Annotated in this window: 15 protein-coding genes and 1 pseudogene; 7 read left to right on the forward strand and 9 right to left on the reverse strand. The window is 70.7% G+C overall.

The features are described 5' to 3' along the window. Nucleotides 1-4 precede the first annotated feature (4 nt). Together G4Z16_RS26045 and G4Z16_RS26050 are read right to left on the reverse strand one after the other, a co-directional pair. Complete coding sequence (locus G4Z16_RS26045) at nt 5-676, reverse strand: hypothetical protein (RefSeq protein ID WP_246531074.1); 672 nt, start codon at nt 674-676, stop codon at nt 5-7. After that, nucleotides 666-1,442, reverse strand: coding sequence for an alpha/beta hydrolase (locus G4Z16_RS26050; RefSeq protein ID WP_197353076.1), 777 nt, complete (start codon nt 1,440-1,442; stop codon nt 666-668). The genes G4Z16_RS26045 and G4Z16_RS26050 overlap by 11 nt, the downstream gene beginning before the upstream one ends. A gap of 216 nt (nt 1,443-1,658) precedes the next feature. Here G4Z16_RS26050 and G4Z16_RS26055 point away from each other — a divergent pair, with 216 nt between their 5' ends. From G4Z16_RS26055 to G4Z16_RS26070, 4 genes are all read left to right on the forward strand, one after another. Further along, a complete protein-coding gene (locus G4Z16_RS26055) occupies nt 1,659-2,504 on the forward strand; it encodes a lysophospholipid acyltransferase family protein (RefSeq protein ID WP_197353077.1) in 846 nt (281 codons plus the stop codon). A gap of 49 nt (nt 2,505-2,553) precedes the next feature. After that, nucleotides 2,554-3,765 carry a MacS family sensor histidine kinase gene (gene macS / locus G4Z16_RS26060; RefSeq protein ID WP_197353078.1) on the forward strand — a complete coding sequence of 404 codons (1,212 nt, stop codon included), beginning with the start codon at nt 2,554-2,556 and terminating at the stop codon, nt 3,763-3,765. A 119-nt stretch (nt 3,766-3,884) separates the two neighbouring features. Continuing rightward, nucleotides 3,885-4,532 (forward strand): response regulator, encoded by a 648-nt coding sequence (locus G4Z16_RS26065; RefSeq protein ID WP_246531369.1) that lies wholly within the window; start codon nt 3,885-3,887, stop codon nt 4,530-4,532. Nucleotides 4,533-4,676: 144 nt separating this feature from the next. After that, nucleotides 4,677-5,705 (forward strand): 6-phosphofructokinase, encoded by a 1,029-nt coding sequence (locus tag G4Z16_RS26070; protein WP_197353080.1) that lies wholly within the window; start codon nt 4,677-4,679, stop codon nt 5,703-5,705. 90 nt (nt 5,706-5,795) lie between these two features. On the opposite strand, the gene G4Z16_RS26075 is transcribed toward G4Z16_RS26070, so the two are convergent. Continuing rightward, nucleotides 5,796-7,808, reverse strand: coding sequence for an anthranilate synthase family protein (locus tag G4Z16_RS26075; protein WP_197353081.1), 2,013 nt, complete (start codon nt 7,806-7,808; stop codon nt 5,796-5,798). Between the two features lie 297 nt (nt 7,809-8,105). Here G4Z16_RS26075 and G4Z16_RS26080 point away from each other — a divergent pair, with 297 nt between their 5' ends. Together G4Z16_RS26080 and G4Z16_RS26085 are read left to right on the forward strand one after the other, a co-directional pair. After that, nucleotides 8,106-9,455 (forward strand): class II 3-deoxy-7-phosphoheptulonate synthase, encoded by a 1,350-nt coding sequence (locus G4Z16_RS26080; protein WP_197353082.1) that lies wholly within the window; start codon nt 8,106-8,108, stop codon nt 9,453-9,455. 259 nt (nt 9,456-9,714) lie between these two features. Continuing rightward, nucleotides 9,715-9,966, forward strand: a complete 252-nt coding sequence (locus G4Z16_RS26085; RefSeq protein WP_197353083.1) for a (2Fe-2S)-binding protein — start codon at nt 9,715-9,717, stop codon at nt 9,964-9,966. Between the two features lie 2 nt (nt 9,967-9,968). On the opposite strand, the gene bfr is transcribed toward G4Z16_RS26085, so the two are convergent. Continuing rightward, nucleotides 9,969-10,457: a bacterioferritin gene (gene bfr, locus G4Z16_RS26090; RefSeq protein WP_070011978.1), complete on the reverse strand. Its 489-nt coding sequence runs from the start codon at nt 10,455-10,457 to the stop codon at nt 9,969-9,971. Between the two features lie 197 nt (nt 10,458-10,654). Between bfr and G4Z16_RS26095 the strand changes: the two genes are divergently transcribed. Then, the gene (locus G4Z16_RS26095) at nt 10,655-11,278 is read left to right on the forward strand and encodes a sulfite oxidase-like oxidoreductase (RefSeq protein ID WP_197353084.1); all 624 of its coding nucleotides are present in this window, start codon (nt 10,655-10,657) and stop codon (nt 11,276-11,278) included. A 15-nt stretch (nt 11,279-11,293) separates the two neighbouring features. Here the strand turns inward: G4Z16_RS26095 and G4Z16_RS26100 are convergent. From G4Z16_RS26100 to G4Z16_RS26120, 5 genes and pseudogenes are all read right to left on the reverse strand, one after another. Further along, a pseudogene (locus G4Z16_RS26100) lies at nt 11,294-11,529 on the reverse strand (DUF4396 domain-containing protein). Then, entirely contained in the window at nt 11,526-12,401 is an 876-nt protein-coding gene (locus G4Z16_RS26105) for a deoxyribonuclease IV (protein WP_197353085.1), read from the reverse strand. Before G4Z16_RS26105 ends, G4Z16_RS26100 begins: the two are co-directional and overlap by 4 nt. 4 nt (nt 12,402-12,405) lie before the next feature. Next, on the reverse strand, nt 12,406-13,188 hold the full coding sequence (locus tag G4Z16_RS26110; RefSeq protein WP_197353086.1) for a lytic transglycosylase domain-containing protein: 783 nt from the start codon (nt 13,186-13,188) through the stop codon (nt 12,406-12,408). Nucleotides 13,189-13,620: 432 nt separating this feature from the next. After that, nucleotides 13,621-15,657 carry a Stk1 family PASTA domain-containing Ser/Thr kinase gene (gene pknB, locus G4Z16_RS26115; RefSeq protein ID WP_197353087.1) on the reverse strand — a complete coding sequence of 679 codons (2,037 nt, stop codon included), beginning with the start codon at nt 15,655-15,657 and terminating at the stop codon, nt 13,621-13,623. Nucleotides 15,658-15,963: 306 nt separating this feature from the next. Beyond that, nucleotides 15,964-16,788, reverse strand: a complete 825-nt coding sequence (locus tag G4Z16_RS26120) for a thiazole synthase (RefSeq protein ID WP_197354918.1) — start codon at nt 16,786-16,788, stop codon at nt 15,964-15,966. Between the last annotated feature and the right edge of the window lie 20 nt (nt 16,789-16,808).

The raw sequence follows: 16,808 nt of genomic DNA on the forward strand, positions 1-16,808 counted from the left end.
CCGCTCAGACCACGGCGCCGCGGCCCGGGTCGTCCCAGTCGTCCTCGTCGCGCCCGTCCCGCATCCGGGCGACGAGGGTGGCGAAGCCGCCGAGGAAGCCGCCGATCCCGAGCGTCGCGATCCACCAGGTCAGCTCCTGCTGGAAGAGGACGGTGAAGATCAGCAGCAGCGGCCCGCCGAGCACCGCGAGCCACGCGAACTTCCCGGTCGTGTCGGACTGGGGCAGCGGCGGCGGCTCGGGCGGCACGAAGTGGCCCTCGTCGTCCTCCTCCTCGCCGCCGGTGCCGGGCTCGTCTTCGGACGCCGGCAGGCTCCAGTCGCGGGGACCGGAGCCGGCGGAGTAGACCGTGAAGCTGCGCACCGACGTGCCGCCGTCGTCGCCCTCGCTCTCACCGTCGGGACGGGGCCCGGGTGCGGGACGGGCGGCCGTGCCCGTACCGGTGCGGGCGTCACCGCCGGAGTCCGCCGCCGGTGCCATGTCCTCGGCCTTCGGGTGGTCACCGTACGAGGCGACGATCTGCTCCCATGCGGCGTTCTCGTCGAAAGGCACCGGAGTCACGTCGTCGTCGCGCTCGTTGCCGATCCCGTCACGGCCGTGCTCCTCGCGGCCGTGTTCCGGGCGCCGCGGGTCGTCCTCGCGGTGGTCGTCGTCCTCCGCGCCGGGGTTACGCTCCATCGCCTGCCGTCTCCGTGTTCCTCGCTGCGAGCCGGGTGATGAATCCGTGGGAGTCCGCGAAGATGCGCTCCGCGTCGTGGTCCAGTGTGGCCACGTGGAAGCTGTCCTCGAGAACCGTCTCGGTCACGTCGCTCGACGAGACCTTGCTGAGCACCACCGCGGAGTCGCCCGGCGGCACCACGTGGTCGGTCCTGCTGTGCATGACCAGCAGCGGCTGTGTCACCTGCGGGAGTTCGCCCTGCACGAGGCGGAAGAAGTTGCGGAGCGAGTAGGCGGCCTGCGTCGGCACCCGCTCGTAACCGACCTCCGATGAACCGGGTTTGGCGATGTCGCTCGTGATGCCCTTCGCCGAGCGGAGGACGAAGCGGCCCAGCGGCAGCGCGTACCCCTGCCACCGAGGGAACGTCATCGCGGGATTGACCACGGCCACGCCGCTCACCGCGTCCCCGTGGTGCGCGGCCAGGCGCAGCGCGAGGGCGCCGCCCATCGACAGACCGAACACGAAGACCTGCTCGCATCGGCTGCTCAGCCTGCGCAGTTCACGGTCCACCGTCGCGTACCAGTCCTGCCATCCCGTCACGGCCAGGTCCTCCCAGCGCGTGCCGTGGCCCGGCAGCAGCGGAAGGGAGACCGTCAGCCCCTTCGCGGCCAGGTGATCGGCCCACGGCCGCACGGACTGAGGGGAGCCGGTGAACCCGTGGCACACCAGGACGCCCGTCTCCGATCCGTCATGACGCATGGGCTCGGCCCCGGGAAGGATGGACACGTCGGCCTCCAGCCGGTCGCTATCGAATCGGTCGGCGCTGTGAAGGTGGTGCTTGCTTCCGCGGCGCCCGCTCGGGGGCGGGCGACTGCCAGCCTACGCGTGGGGCGTGGGGACCGGGTAGTTCAGCACTGTCCGACGCAGGAGCGCTGCTTCCGCGGCGGCGAGATAAAGTCACCGTGTCGGAAACAGGAGGTCCTCGGGTTGTTCTACGGAGCGATGAAACTGTCGGTCGGCAACGGGCTCAAGCTTGCCTTCCGGCCCTGGGTCGAGGGACTTGAGCACGTGCCCGAAGAGGGTCCGGCGATTCTCGCCAGCAACCATCTGTCCTTCTCGGACTCCTTCTTCCTGCCGGCGGTGCTCGACCGCAAGGTCATCTTCATCGCCAAGGCCGAGTACTTCACCTCGCCCGGCGTGAAGGGGAAGCTCACCGCCGCCTTCTTCAAGGGAGTCGGGCAGCTCCCCGTGGACCGCTCGGGCGCCCGCGGCGCGGGGGAGGCCGCGATCCGCAGCGGTCTCGAAGTACTGGCGCAGGGCGAGCTGTTCGGCATCTACCCGGAGGGAACCCGCTCGCCCGACGGGCGGCTCTACCGCGGCAAGCCGGGCGGGCTGGCGCGGGTCGCGCTCCGCTCAGGAGCGCCCGTACTGCCCGTGGCGATGGTCGACACCGAGAAGATCCAGCCGCCCGGGCAGGTGGTGCCCCGGCTGATGCGTCCGGGCATCAGGATCGGCAAGCCCATGGACTTCAGCCGCTACCAGGGCATGGAGAACGACCGCTTCATCCAACGTGCCCTCACCGACGAGGTCATGTACGAGATCATGAGGCTGTCCGGCCAGGAGTACGTCGACATGTACGCCACCGCCGCCAAGCGCCAACTCGCCGAGGAGGCCAAGCGGAACGCGGAGGCGGAGAAGGCCGCGAAGGACGCGGAGCGCGAGGCGGAGAAGGAAGCGGGGGAGGACGACTCCGGGCGCACGCACTCCTCCAGGCCCGGCCCGGCGGGCCCGGGGGCCATGCTCGCGGCGGCACGGCGCAGGCGGCACGAGCGCGACCGGGCCGCGTAGACAGGCACAGCACAAGCAGGGGGGCGGGCCGGAGCAGATGGTCCTGAGAATGTCCGTGGAGCAGCCGCTGTGGCGGGCTCTGACCGGCTACCGGCTGCTCGGCCTCGGCTATGCGCTGGCCGTCTTCGCGTGGGCGTACGACCGCCTCGCCCATCCACTCGCGGGAGCCCTCTATCTGGGACTGCTGACGCTCTGGACGCTGGCCACCATCCCGAGGGTCCTCTCCGCGAAGCGCTGCACGAACGCCTTCCTCGCCGTCGACATCACGCTCGCCGTCGCGGGGATCCTCGGCTCCGTCTACGTCGACGCACACGGCAGCATCGGGCCCACGCTCCCGTCCATCTGGGTCGCGGGGCCCGTGCTGGCCTTCGCCATCAAGGGCGGCTGGCGCTGGGGCGCGGTCGCGGCGACGGTCGTCGGCATCGCCAACATCGTCGAACAGGGCGCGGTGACGCGGCCGACCCTGCACAACGTGCTGCTTGTGTGCGTGGCGAGCATCGGCATCGGCTACGTCATCGAGGTGGCCAGGGCGAGTGAGCGCACCCTCGCCCACGCCCTCCAGATCGAGGCGGCCACCCGAGAACGCGAGCGCCTGGCCCGCGACATCCACGACAGCGTGCTCCAGGTGCTCGCCATGGTGCAGCGCCGGGGCACCGAGATCGGGGGCGAGGCCGCCGAGCTGGGAAGGATGGCGGGCGAGCAGGAGGTGGCGCTGCGCGGTCTCGTCTCGCGTGAGACCGTGCCGGTGCCGGTCCCGTCCCCACCGGACGCGGGGGGAGTCCCACGCGGCGCCCGAAGATCCACCGGACGAACCGGCCGCGGTGACGAGTCCGCGGGCACCGCCGAGTGCGACCTGCGCGCCCTGCTCTCGCCGTACTCGGGCGCCCGCGTCACCTTCGTCGAGCCGGGAACGCCGGTGCCGCTGCCGGCCGCGACAGCACAGGAGCTCGCCGCCGCCGTCAGTGCCGCCCTGGACAATGTGCGGCAGCACGCGGGCGGCCCGGACGGCGAACCGGCGCAGGCGTGGATCCTGCTGGAGGACGAGCCGGACGGTGTGCTGGTCACGGTGCGGGACGACGGCCCGGGACTGGACGACGGACGGCTCGCGGACGCGGAGGCCGAGGGCAGGATGGGGGTCGCCCTCTCGATACGGGGGCGGCTGCGTGACCTGGGCGGCAGCGCCGAGCTGATCTCGGTGCCGGGCCAGGGCACGGAGGTGGAGCTGCGGGTACCGAAGCAGGCCCGCAGCCGGGCGAAATGACGAACGGAACGACGGCGGGGGCCATGACGAACGCGAACAGCGCGAACAGCGCGGACATCCCGAACAGCACCGAGGACAGCGCGGGCGGCGAGGACGGGTCGCAGAGCCCGGTGAAGGTGATGGTCGTCGACGATCACCCGATGTGGCGGGACGCGGTCGCACGCGACCTGGGCGAGGCCGGCTTCGACGTGGTCGCGACGGCGGGCGACGGCCCGCAGGCCGTGCGCCGCGCGCGTGCCGCCGCACCCGATGTGCTCGTCCTGGACCTGAACCTGCCGGGTCTGCCCGGTGCCGAGGTGTGCCGCCGGCTGGTCGGCGCCGGATCCGGGCTCCGGGTGCTGGTGCTCTCCGCCAGCGGCGAGCACGCCGATGTGCTGGAGGCCGTGAAGTCGGGAGCGACCGGCTACCTCGTGAAGTCGGCGAGCATGGAGGAGCTGCAGGACGCGGTGCGCCGCACGGCCGTGGGCGACCCGGTCTTCACGCCGGGCCTGGCGGGCCTCGTCCTCGGCGAGTACCGCAGGCTGGCGGCGGACCCCGTGCCCGCGGCCGGTTCCGACGAGCCCGCGGCGCCGCGGCTCACCGAGCGGGAGACCGAGGTGCTGCGGCTCGTCGCGAAGGGGCTGAGCTACCGGCAGATCGCCGAACGGCTGGTCATCTCCCACCGCACCGTCCAGAACCATGTGCAGAACACCCTGGGCAAGCTTCAGCTCCACAACCGGGTCGAACTGGTGCGATACGCCATCCAGCGAGGCCTCGACGAGGAGTGAAGCCACCCCGGGGGTCCCCTCGGTCGGTAACTGATCGGAAAACCTCTCCGCGCCCTGTGCCTGGTGAAGTGGATCACCGCTAGCGTGGCCGCAGTTGCTACAGGCCGCGCAGTGCACGCGCGCGGCGATGAGAAGGGAGATCCCATGCGGGTCGGAGTGCTGACCGGTGGCGGCGACTGCCCCGGACTCAACGCGGTGATGAGGGCCGTCGTCCGTAAGGGGGTCCAGCGGTACGACTACGACTTCGTCGGGTTCAGGGACGGCTGGCGTGGGCCGCTGGAGGGCGACACCATTCAGCTCGACATCCCCGCAGTGCGCGGCACGCTGCCACGCGGAGGGACGATCCTGGGCTCGTCGCGTACGAATCCGTTCAAGGAGGAGAACGGCGTACGCCGCATCCAGGACAACCTTGTCAAGCACGACGTCGGTGCTCTCATCGCCATCGGCGGCGAGGACACGCTCGGCGTCGCCGCCAGGCTCACCGACGAGTTCGGCGTCAAGTGCATCGGTGTGCCCAAGACGATCGACAACGACCTGTCCGCCACCGACTACACCTTCGGGTTCGACACGGCCGTCAACGTCGCCACCGACGCCATCGACCGGCTCCACACGACCGCCGAATCCCACATGCGCGTACTCGTGGTCGAGGTGATGGGGCGGCACGCGGGCTGGATCGCCCTGCACTCCGGCCTCGCGGGCGGCGCCAACTGCATCCTCATCCCCGAGCGGCGCTTCGACGTCGACGAGGTGTGCGGATACGTCGAGTCCCGCTTCAAGGCGAGCTACGCCCCGATCGTCGTCATCGCCGAGGGCGCCATGCCCAAGGACGGCGACATGGTGCTCAAGGACGACTCGTACGACTCCTTCGGGCATGTGCGGCTCTCGGGCGTCGGTGAGTGGCTGTCGAAGGAGATCGAGAGGCGCACCGGCAAGGAGGCCCGTACGACGGTCCTCGGGCACATCCAGCGGGGCGGCACCCCCACGCCCTTCGACCGGTGGCTGGCCACCCGCTTCGGGCTGCACGCGATCGACGCCGTACGGGACGAGGACTGGGGGAAGATGGTCGCCCTCCAGGGCACGAAGATCGTCCGGGTGCCCATCGCGGAGGCCACCGCGAAGCTGAAGACGGTCGACCCGGAGATGTACGAGGAGGCCTCGGTCTTCTTCGGGTGAGCGCACGCCGAAGCCCCGGGCCGCCTGTCCGGGGCCTCGGCGCAGGACGCACATGAGCCCGGGCCCCGCGGAGGCCCGGGCTCACGCGTGTCAGCGGCGGGTGCCGTCGACCGCCACGGCTTCGAGCAGCCCGGTCACGATCCCCGGCCCGTCCAGCGTCAGCACCGACTCCGGGTGGAACTGCACGCTCGCGAAGCTCGCGCCGCGCAGGGCGTGCACCTCACCCGTCGCGGGGTCCCGGCCGATCTCGACCCGGTGCGGCCCCGTCGCGCGCACCCACCGCTGGGCCTCCTGCTCGCCGCAGCGCACGGCGTAGGAGTTGTAGAAGCCGACGGTCTCGTCCCGTCCGAAGACCGAGACCGTCTCCTGAGCGCCCTGATACGGCCGCGCCTTGCGGACGATCTCCATCCCCAGCTCCACGGCGAGCAGTTCGTGCCCCAGGCAGACCCCGAGAAGCCCGTGCCGGTGCTCCCGCAGCAGCTCCGCCGTGAGGCCACGCAGCAGACGGATCTTCGGATCGGTCCCGTCCCGCGGATCCCCGGGGCCGGGGCCGAGCACGACCGGGCCGTCGTGCGCGAGCGCCGCGTCCCGCAGCCCCGGCTCGTCGAAGCGCCGCACCTTCACCCCGGCGCCCGTGGTCCGCAGCAGATGGGCGAGCATCGAGGTGAAGGTGTCCTCCCCGTCCACGACCAGGACCTTTGCATGCGGCAGATCCGGGCCCCGCTCGCCGGTGGTCTGCATCCGCAGCCAGAAGGGCGCCAGGCCGGAGCGCCTGGCCGCGAGCGCCGCACGTACGCGGGGGTCGTCCGACAGGCGGGGCGGCTCCTGCCCGGCCCGGGTCCCGCCCGTGGATGCCTCGCGCACGCCCAGCGCCGTGAGGACGCCCGCAGCCTTCGCATGGGTCTCGGCCACCTCACTCGCCGCCTGGGAGGCCCTGACCAGCGTGGCACCCACCGGCACACGGAGCCGGCCGGTCGCCGTGTCCACGTCCGCGGTCCTGATGAGGATCGGTGAGTCGAGGGTCTGGGCGCCTCCCGCGTCGCGGCCGATCAGGGCCAGCGCACCGGCGTAGTAGCCCCGCCCGCCGCGCTCGTGGCGCTCGATGACGCGGCAGGCGTTCTCCACGGGCGAGCCGGTGACCGTCGCGGCGAACATCGTCTCGCGCAGTACGTCCCGCACATCGAGGGTGCTGCGCCCGCGCAGTTCGTACTCGGTGTGCGCGAGGTGCGCCATCTCCTTCAGCCGCGGGCCCACCACGACCCCGCCCATGTCCCCGACGGTGCACATCATCTTCAGCTCTTCGTCGACGACCATGGACAGCTCCTCGCTCTCCTTGCGGTCGGCGAGGAAGTCCAGCAGACCCTCGGTGGAGGGTCCGCCCGGCGGATAGCGGTACGTGCCGCTGATGGGGTTCATCACGACGGTGCCGCCGGACATCCGCACGTGCACCTCGGGGCTCGCCCCGGCCAGGACCCGCTCGCCGGTGTGCACGACGAACGTCCAGTACGCGCCCCGCTCCCCGCTGAGCAGCCGCCGGAAGAGCGCGAGCGCGTCGGAGCGGCGGAAGCCCGGGATCCGGCCCTCGAAGGTGCGCCGCACCACGAAGTTGGCGCCCTCGCCCGTGCCGATCTCGTCATCGACGACGCGGCGCACCGTCCGTGCGTACTCCTCGTCGCCGACGTCGAAGGAACCGTCCTCCACCTGGACCCGGTGTGCGGGCAGCGCCGCTGTGACGTCATCCAGCGGCAGCTCGTGCACCTCCTGCGGGACGAGTACGGCCAGCGGCGTCCCGTCGTCGTGCACGCGGAACCCCCGCTCGCGGATCTGCCGGAAGGGCACGAGCGCGAGGGCGCCGTGATCACCGTCCGGGATGTCGGCCAGCCGTGCGGCCTCGTGGACCGGCCCCGTCAGGATCTCGACGGTGTCGTGCGGGTGGCCCGGGGTGCGTCTGCGCAGCAGCGCGAAGGGCGGGGCGTCCTCGCGCGTCAGCCGGCGGAGGAGCTCGGACGCGGACGGAGGTGTGGACGGCGGCGCGGGCGGAGGCGCGCTCGGGGGAGTGGCGTGTGAGGCGGCCGGGGTCGCATCGGTGCGGCGAGGGGGCATCGGCGTTCCTTCCTGGGATGCGCGGGGTCACGCGGTGAGGAACGGCCGTGCACACACCGAAGGCCGCCCCTCGGGCGGCCTTCGCGTCTGTCGCTGTCTCGTGGTGCGCGCGCAGTCAGTGGGCCGCCGGATGAGCGGTCCACCACCAGTCGGACGGGGAAACCCCTGCCGGAGGCAGGAGGATGAGCTGCGCGAACATGGCGCGAGCCTACCTCAGCGACCGGCGCGCGGGTGGTTTCCGTCTCAGCACCCGGGCACGGCGAGGAGCGCCGGGCACGACCCCGTAACCTGGGGCGCGTGAGTGTGAACGCCAACCCCGACGCCGGTGCCCGAACCTGGCGAGACCTTCCCGCCGCGCAGCAGCCCGAGTGGCCGGACCGGGACGCCCTGCGCACGGCAGTCGCCGAGCTCGAGTCCTATCCGCCCCTCGTCTTCGCCGGCGAGTGCGACCAGCTGCGTTCGCGTCTGGGCGCGGTCGCGCGGGGTGAGGCGTTCCTGCTCCAGGGCGGGGACTGCGCGGAAGCGTTCGACCAGGTCAGCGCCGAGCACATCCGGAACAAGCTCAAGACGCTGCTGCAGATGGGCGCCGTGCTGACGTACGCGGGGTCCGTGCCGGTGGTCAAGGTCGGCCGGATCGCGGGTCAGTACAGCAAGCCGCGTTCCAAGCCCACCGAGACCAGGGACGGTGTGACGCTGCCGTCGTACCGCGGCGACTCGGTCAACGGCTTCGAGTTCACCGAGGCCGCCCGCACGCCCGACCCGGAGCGGCTGAAGCGGATGTACCAGGCGTCCGCCTCCACGCTGAACCTCGTCCGCGCCTTCACCACCGGCGGCTACGCGGACCTGCGCCAGGTGCACGCCTGGAACCAGGACTTCGTGAAGCGCTCGCCCTCCGGGCAGCGTTACGAGGCGCTGGCACGCGAGATCGACCAGGCGCTGAAGTTCATGCACGCGTGCGGCACGGACCCGGAGGAGCTCAAGACCGTCGAGTTCTTCTCGTCGCACGAGGCGCTGCTGCTGGACTACGAGTCGGCCATGACCCGTACGGATTCGCGCAGCGGCAAGCTGTACGACGTCTCCGGTCACATGGTCTGGATCGGCGAGCGCACTCGCCAACTCGACGGCGCCCACATCGAGTTCGCCTCGCAGGTGCGCAACCCGATCGGTGTGAAGCTGGGCCCGACGACGACGCCCGAGGAGGCCCTCACGCTGATCGACAAGCTCGACCCGGACCGGGAGCCGGGCAGGCTCACCTTCATCACGCGCATGGGCGCCGACACCGTACGGGACAGGCTGCCCACCCTGGTGGAGAAGGTCAGCGCCTCGGGTGCCCAAGTGGTCTGGGTCTGCGACCCGATGCACGGCAACACCTTCGAGGCGGCAAGCGGTCACAAGACCCGCCGTTTCGACGACGTGCTCGACGAGGTCAAGGGCTTCTTCGAGGTGCACAAGGGCGCGGGCACGCATCCGGGCGGCATCCACGTCGAGTTGACCGGTGACGACGTGACGGAGTGCGTGGGCGGCGGCGACGAGATCTTCGTCGGCGACCTGCACCAGCGCTACGAGACGGCGTGCGACCCGCGGTTGAACCGCAGCCAGTCGCTCGATCTCGCCTTCCTGGTCGCGGAGATGTACCGGGACCAGTGAGCCGGCGCAGGCGGCGCCTCTGAGCGCCGCCGCGGCCGCGGTGGCCGACGGAAGCAACACGGAAGTGGGGCCCGCATCACAGTGATGCGGGCCCCACAGCTCTGTTGTGGACACCGGGCGGCAGCTAAGGTTAGGTTAACCATGGTTAGGTTAGCCTCATCAAGCCAGAGCGTTTCCGGTTCGAGTCCATGGTTCGAGCCCCCGGGTTCGAGTACAGCCGGAACGCCGCCCGACGGACGAGCCCCGACTGGAGGACCGCGTGTACGTATGCTCCTGCTTCGGCGTTACGGACCGGCAGGTCCGTGAGCACCAGGAGGCCGGGGCCTGCACGCCGCGCCAGATCGCATCGGTGAGCAAGGCCGGGACGGACTGCGGCTCATGCGTACGCCGCATCCAGGGGCTCCTCGGACGCGGCGCGTGCCCGGGGCGTCAGCTGGAGACCGCCGCTCAGGAGCCCGCGCACGCACCCGTGCCCGTGCCGTCCTCCACGTCGGTTGCCGAAGCCGCCTGACGTCAGTTCTCCGACGGGGCCTCCTGCTCCACGAGCTGCGCGATGTAGAGCGGTTCGCCGAGCTTCTCGACCAGTTCGAGCTGGGTGTCCAGGTAGTCGATGTGGTGCTCCTCGTCGGCGAGGATGTCCTCGAAGATGTTCGCCGAGGTGATGTCGCCCTTGGCGCGCATGACCTCCACCCCGCGCCGCAGACGGTCGATCGCCTCTACTTCGATCTGCCGGTCCGCCGTGAACATCTCGGTCAGTGTCTGACCGACGTTGACGTGGAAGAGCCTCTGGTAGTTGGGAAGCCCCTCGAGAAACAGAATGCGGTCGGTGAGCCGTTCGGCGTGACGCATCTCGTCGAAGGACTCCGCACGGGTGTAGCGGGCGAGCTTGGGCCAGCCGAAGTGCTCCTGCATCTTCGCGTGCAGGAAGTACTGATTGATAGCTGTCAGCTCGGCCGTCAACTGCTCGTTGAGGAATTCGATGACCTCGGGATCGCCCTGCATGGCTGCGGACTCCTTCCAGGAAAGGAAAAGTGCCAGGTGCGTGTGCGCGCGCCCGCGCATCCTCGCACCGTGTCGTCACCCGGTCCAGTAAGCGAAGGCTTACCGAAATCGCCCGAATTGGCGAGCGGAATGCCCTCGAACACCCCACGAACGGGGTGCCGGTAAGCGGCTTCGGGAGGGTCTGTCACCATGGGGAGATGGGCCAGTCGCAGAGTGCTGAGGGGGAGCAGCAATCGCTTCCGCCAGGACAGCGGCTCCAGCGCGGCTGGCCGGTCACGCATTACGGGCCGGTGCCGAAGTTCAAGCCCGACCGCTGGGATTTCCGGGTTTTCGGAGCGACCGCCGACGGCGAGAAGCACTCCTGGGACCACGAGGAGTTCTCGGCGCTGCCGTACGAGACCGTCGTCGCCGACTTCCACTGCGTCACCAAGTTCAGCATGGTCGGGGCCGAATGGGGTGGCGTGCCCGCCCGTACCGTGCTGGAACTCGCTCCTCCCGCGGCCGGCGTCACGCACGTCATGGTCTGGGCCGAATACGGATTCAGCTCCAACCTGCGGCTGTCGGACTTCGCCGCCGGTACGACGCTGTTCGCCACGCACCGCGCGGGCGAGCTGCTCACGGCCGAACACGGTTTCCCGGTGCGGCTGGTGGTGCCGCATCTGTACGCGTGGAAGGGCCCGAAGTGGGTGCGCGGCGTGGAGTACATGACCACGGACCGCCGCGGCTTCTGGGAGGAACGCGGTTACCACAACATCGGCGACCCCCATAAGGAACAGCGCTACTCCTACCAGGAGGAGCCCGGTGAGGGGCCGGAGCTGTAGGCCCGCCGCTCGCCCTCAGTGGTAGGCGTGCAGCACCGCGTGACCCTTGCCCCGGCCGATCATCCACCGGTTCACCGGCGTCGGGACGACGAAGAGCGCGATGGCCGTCACCATCGTCGGACGTCGTGCCAGGCGAAGGCCGTGCCGATGACCAGGCCGAGGACCTCGCCGAAGGCGCAGCCCGTGAGGCAGGGCAGCGTGGCGCCCGCCGCCGTCGGCCAGGGCGCCCCGCCGTCCTGCCGCGCGCTCAGCCTTCGCCTTGGCGTAGTTCCTTCAGCCGTGCCACGTCCGCCGCGTGCCCCTCCTTGCGGCCGGGGGTCTCTATGACGAGCGGTACGCCCTCGGTCGAGGGATGGGTCATGAGGTCGGCGAACGGACCGGAGCCGATGTGGCCGGAGCCGATGTTGGCATGGCGGTCCTTGTGGGCCCCGGCGACGTCCTTGGAGTCGTTGGCGTGGATCAGCTTGAGACGGCCCGGGCCGGCCGCCGACTCCAGCTCGTCCAGCGTGTGCTTCACCCCTCCCGGCGCCGCCAGGTCGTGCCCGGCGGCGAAGACGTGGCAGGTGTCGAGGCAGACGCCGAGCCTCGGGTGGTGGCGGAGGATCTCGAAGTACGGCCCGAGGTCCTGCATCCGGGAGCAGAGCGAGAACCCCTGGCCGGCCGTGGGCTCCAGCAGCAGCCACGGGTCGTCCTCGTGCGTCAGCTCCTCCAGCAACGGCAGGAGCAGCCGGCCCACCTGTGCCAGGGCGGTGGCGCTCGTGCGGCCGCCGGTTGCCGAACCCGTGTGGACCACGACGCCGGACGCGCCGATCTCGCGCCCCCTGCGGAGCGAATGGCGCAGCGAGGAGACGGAGTTGCGGGCCGTGGCCTCGGTGTGGGAGCCGAGATTGATGAGGTAAGGGGCATGCACGAATACGGGGAGTTCCCTCTCCGCGCACGCCGCACGGAATTCCTCGTCCTGTTCCGGGGATCCGGAGTTCGTCGCCCAGCCGCGGGGATTGGCGACGAAGACCTGAAGGGCTTCCGCGCCGATGTCATCGGCGTAGGAAATGCCAGTGGCGGCCAGTCCCCCTGCTACGGGGACGTGGCCGCCAATGGGATTGCGGTGTCGCTTGGTCGTCACACCATCAGTATGCCGAGTTCACGTTGTCCATCGAACCGTACTTGTCCGCCGCGTAGTTGCACGCGGCCACGATGTTGGCGACCGGGTCGGTGATGTTGTGGGGCGTTCCCTTGACGTGGTACGCGTCGAAGGTCGGCTGGATGGTCTGGAGCAGGCCCTTGGACGGGGTGCCGTTCTGGGCGTTGATGTCCCAGTTGTTCACGGCGTTCGGGTTCCCGCCGGACTCGCGGATGATGTTCCGCTTGATGCCGTCGTAGGACCCGGGGATGTCGTGCTTCGCCATGACGTCGCGGGCCTCGCGGATCCAGCCGTCGAGGTTGTCCGGGTAGGTCTTGGCTGCCTTGGCGCGCTCGGCGGCTCGCGACGCCTTGGCCGCGGCCTCGGCCTTGCGCTCCGCAGCGGCCTTCTTCGCGGCTGCCGCCTTCGCGGCCTTCGCCTTGGCGGCCTTGACCTTGGCTGCCTCCGCGCGGTCGGCGGCGACGGCCTTCTGCTGGGCCACGGCGTCCTTCTGCTTGGCCACGGCCTCCTTGGTGCGCTTGACGTCGGCGTCCAGGGTGCCCTGGTTGGCGGCGCCGAGCTCCACCTTGTGCGTATCGGACTTCTTCGTACTCTCCGCGGCGGCCGTAGAGGCGCTGACCTTCTTGGCGCTCGACTGGCTCTGGTCGCCTGCGTCGGCGCTGCCGGGAATGACGGTCAGTGCGATGGCTGCCGCGCCCGCGGCCGATATACCTGCGGCGGAGATACGCGCGAACTTGGGGTTGCGGACGTAGCCGAGAATGTTGGGCATTGTGAGCGAACCTTTCAACATTGCGTGCGTCGTCGCAGAGGCCGAAAAGGCGGTGTACGCCGAGTTCCGAACCCCGGCGCATGCGACCGACGGCAATTGTTAAAGGCTCCGAAAACACAGCCCAAAAGTGTGACGTACTATCCCGTTTCGTTTATCGGGGGAGTGGGCCGCACGGGGAACGCCGGACGGCCCGTGCCCCGGGCGGCGGGCGGAGGCAGCTACCGGTCCACTAGAGGCAGTCGTAAGTGACATGGGTCCTATGTCCGGTATCACACGCAAGGCGGCCCGGATCCCTGTGGGTGAGGACGCGCATGCGGGGTGTAAGCGCTCTCCGGTACGTCCGGAGCGGGCTTCCAGGGAGGTGTTCCGGGGGCGTTCCGGAGGGGTGCGGCCGCCGTGGCGGTGACCGTGGTCGACCTGCTCAGCGCCTGCTCAGCGCAGCCAGATCGTCACCTCGGAGCCGCGCGGAGCCTCGTCGTCCCCGCCCGGTGACTGGGCGAAGACCTTGTTGCCGACGAAGATCCGGCGTGTGGTGACCTCGAAGCCCGCGTCCTCCAGCTTCTTGCGCGCCTGCTTCTTGCCCAGGCCCTCCACGTCCGGGACGTCCACCAGGTCCTGGCCCTTGGAGATGGTGAGGGTGACGGTGTCGCCCTCACCGGCCGTGCTGCCCTCGGCGGGCGACTGCCGGGCCACCTTGCCCTCGTCCTCGTCCGAGAAGACGCGCCCCTGAGCGATACGGACCTTCAGGCCCTCCTCGGCCAGGTCCTCGCGGGCGGAGTCCTCGTCGTCACCGACGACGTCCGGCACATCGACCGGCGAGCCCTTGGAGACGGTCAGCGCGACGGGGGAGCCCGGGCGGCGCTTGCTGCCCGCGTCCGGGTCGCTGGCGATCACGGAGCCCCGCGCCGTGTCCTCGCTGAACTGCTGCTTGACCACACCGGCCTCCAGGCCGGCGTCCTTGAGCTTGCGCCGGGCGTCGGCGAGCGGCGTACCGCTCAGCTCGGGGACCTTCACTATCTCCGGGCCGTTGGAGACGACCATGGTGACGGTGCCCGTCCTGCGGATGCGGTCGCCCGGGTCCGGGTTGGTGTCGATGACGTGGCCGCGCTCGACGCGCTCGCTGTAGTCGCGGGTGACGTTCACGTCGAGTCCCGAGTCGCTGAGGATCTTCCTGGCCTGGGGCTCCGTCTTGTCCAGCACGGCCGGGGTCTGAGTGAACTGGCCGGAGTTGATGTACCAGACACCGGTGCCCACCAGCAGCAACAGCATCACTCCCAGCGTCACGAGGAAGCCCCGGCCACCGGCACGGCCGCCGCGGCGGCGCCGCGTGCCGCCGCCGTCACGCGGCGGGGCGGTGTAGCGGGCGGTGCGGTCGATGTCGTCGCCCCAGCCGCCTCCGGGGCCGGGCCCGTGCCCGTATTCGTGCGCTGCCGCGACGTCGCGCGGGAGCAGGCTCGTGCGCTCCTCCATCCCGTCGCCGGGGCCGGCCGCCGAGCGCATGCGGCCCTCGCCGAGGGCGGCTCCGGCCGCGAGGACCTCGGCGAGCCCTGCCGCCGGGTCGTGCGCCTGAGGCGGGACGGCGTCCAGCTGGTCCGGGGTGAGACGGGCCCGGACTCCGCGGGTCTCCGAGAGCATCGCGCCCGCGTCCTGGGGGCGGCCGTCCGCCGCACGCGCCGTGGCCCGTGCGACCAGCATGTCCAGCTCCGGGGCGAGGCCGGGGACGGAGGTCGACGGAGCCGGCATGTCCTCGTGGAGGTGCTGGTAGAGCACCTGCGCCGGCGTGCCGCCAGTGCGGGGCTTGCTGCCGGTGAGCATCTCGTAGAGCATCACGCCGCACGCGTAGAGGTCGGTGCGTGTGTCCGCCGTGCCGTGCTCGATCTGCTCCGGGGCGAGGTAGGAGACGGTGCCGAGAATGCTGTCGGATCCCACGGACGTCTGGCTGTCCACCGCCCGTACGAGGCCGAAGTCGGCGACCTTGACCCGCCCGTCGTCGCCGATCAGCACGTTCTCCGGCTTCATGTCGCGGTGCACCATGCCGGCGTGGTGCGCGGCGCCCAGAGCGGCGAGCATCGGCTCCAGGATGTCCAGGGCGACGCGGGGGCGGAGAGCGCCGCGCTCCCGCAGCACGTCCCGCAGGGTGCACCCGGAGACGTACTCCATCGCCAGGTAGACGTAGGTGCCGTCGGTGCCCTGGTCGTACACGCCGACCACGTTGGGGTGCGCGAGCCGGGCGACGGACTTGGCCTCGCGGATGAAGCGGTCGACGAAGGCGCCGTCCATGGCGAGCGAGGGGTGCATGACCTTCAGGGCCAGAACGCGGTCGAGGCGGGTGTCGACGGCGCGGTAGACCGTCGCCATGCCGCCGACGGCAATACGTGATTCGACGCGGTACCGGCCGTCCAGCACCTGGCCGACCGGCGGGGTCTCCCCGGCGGGGCCGGAGGAGGAGTCCTGAAGGCTCGTATCCATCGACGAAGAGTCTACGAGTCATCCCGGCGACCGAAATCCGTGATGCGCCATGCAGCGGGTGAGACGACAGGCCAACGAGGAAGAATCGTAGATTTTGCCCCTTTTGGGACTTTGGTCCGAAAGGGCGCCGGCAGGCTCCCGGGAGCTCGGAATTCCAGCACGCGGCGGCGCTGATTCCGCCCTCTTCCCGGTGCCTTCTTCCTTCCCTCTTTCTCCGCGGACCGGAATTTCTCATGCGGGACCTGTGTCCCTGGGCGCTTCCCGGGACTTGTGTCACTCAGCCCGGCCCAGGGACCTTCGTCCCGCTCAGCCGAACGCGGGGCGCTCAGGGTCGAGCGCGGCCACACCCTCCGTCGGGGAGGACGCCTCCGCGAAGTGGCGGCGCGGGATCCGGCCCGCGCGATGCGCCAGGCGGCCCGCGCTGACCGCCTGCCGCATCGCCTCGGCCATCAGCACCGGCTCCTGCGCCCTCGTCACGGCCGAGGCGAGCATCACGGCCTCGCACCCCAGTTCCATGGCGAAGGCCACGTCGGAGGCCGTCCCGGCGCCCGCGTCGAGGATCACGGGCACTCCGGCGCGCTCGGCGATCAGCTGGAAGTTGTGCGGGTTGCGGATGCCGAGCCCGGAGCCGATGGGGGAGCCCAGCGGCATGACGGCCGCACAGCCCGCCTCCTCAAGCTTCCGCGCGAGGACGGGATCGTCGTTGGTGTACGGCAGCACGGTGAAGCCGTCGTCGACCAACGTCTCGGCCGCGTCGAGGAGTTCGACAGGATCGGGCAGCAGCGTGCGCTCGTCGGCGATGACCTCCAGCTTCACCCAGCCGGTGCCCAGTGCCTCACGCGCGAGCCGTGCGGTGAGCACCGCCTCGCCGGCCGTGTAGCAGCCCGCCGTGTTCGGCAGCACGCCGATGCCGTGCTTCTCCAGCACGGACAGCACCGAGCCCTGGACCGTCGGATCGAGGCGGCGCATGGCGACCGTCGTCAGCTCGGTGCCCGAGGCCACCAGCGAGCGCTCCATGACGTCCAGGCTGGGCGCTCCGCCCGTACCCATGATCAAGCGGGAGCCGAAGGTGCGGTCGCCGATGACGAACGGGTCCGGTTCCGCCACCGGGGAGCCGGCGGACGGGGACATGTGCGGTTCGGGGCGCGGAG

Source organism: Streptomyces bathyalis (assembly GCF_015910445.1).
Classification (GTDB): Bacteria; Actinomycetota; Actinomycetes; order Streptomycetales; family Streptomycetaceae; genus Streptomyces; species Streptomyces bathyalis.

Coding starts and splice junctions, on each gene's coding strand:
- pknB (WP_197353087.1), bottom strand. CDS start 15,657: ATGGATACGAGCCTTCAGGACTCCTCCTCCGGCCCCGCCGGGGAGACC.
- G4Z16_RS26075 (WP_197353081.1), bottom strand. CDS start 7,808: ATGCCCCCTCGCCGCACCGATGCGACCCCGGCCGCCTCACACGCCACT.
- G4Z16_RS26070 (WP_197353080.1), top strand. CDS start 4,677: ATGCGGGTCGGAGTGCTGACCGGTGGCGGCGACTGCCCCGGACTCAAC.
- G4Z16_RS26065 (WP_246531369.1), top strand. CDS start 3,885: ATGGTCGTCGACGATCACCCGATGTGGCGGGACGCGGTCGCACGCGAC.
- G4Z16_RS26120 (WP_197354918.1), bottom strand. CDS start 16,788: ATGTCCCCGTCCGCCGGCTCCCCGGTGGCGGAACCGGACCCGTTCGTC.
- bfr (WP_070011978.1), bottom strand. CDS start 10,457: ATGCAGGGCGATCCCGAGGTCATCGAATTCCTCAACGAGCAGTTGACG.
- macS (WP_197353078.1), top strand. CDS start 2,554: ATGTCCGTGGAGCAGCCGCTGTGGCGGGCTCTGACCGGCTACCGGCTG.
- G4Z16_RS26055 (WP_197353077.1), top strand. CDS start 1,659: ATGAAACTGTCGGTCGGCAACGGGCTCAAGCTTGCCTTCCGGCCCTGG.
- G4Z16_RS26045 (WP_246531074.1), bottom strand. CDS start 676: ATGGAGCGTAACCCCGGCGCGGAGGACGACGACCACCGCGAGGACGAC.
- G4Z16_RS26110 (WP_197353086.1), bottom strand. CDS start 13,188: ATGCCCAACATTCTCGGCTACGTCCGCAACCCCAAGTTCGCGCGTATC.
- G4Z16_RS26095 (WP_197353084.1), top strand. CDS start 10,655: ATGGGCCAGTCGCAGAGTGCTGAGGGGGAGCAGCAATCGCTTCCGCCA.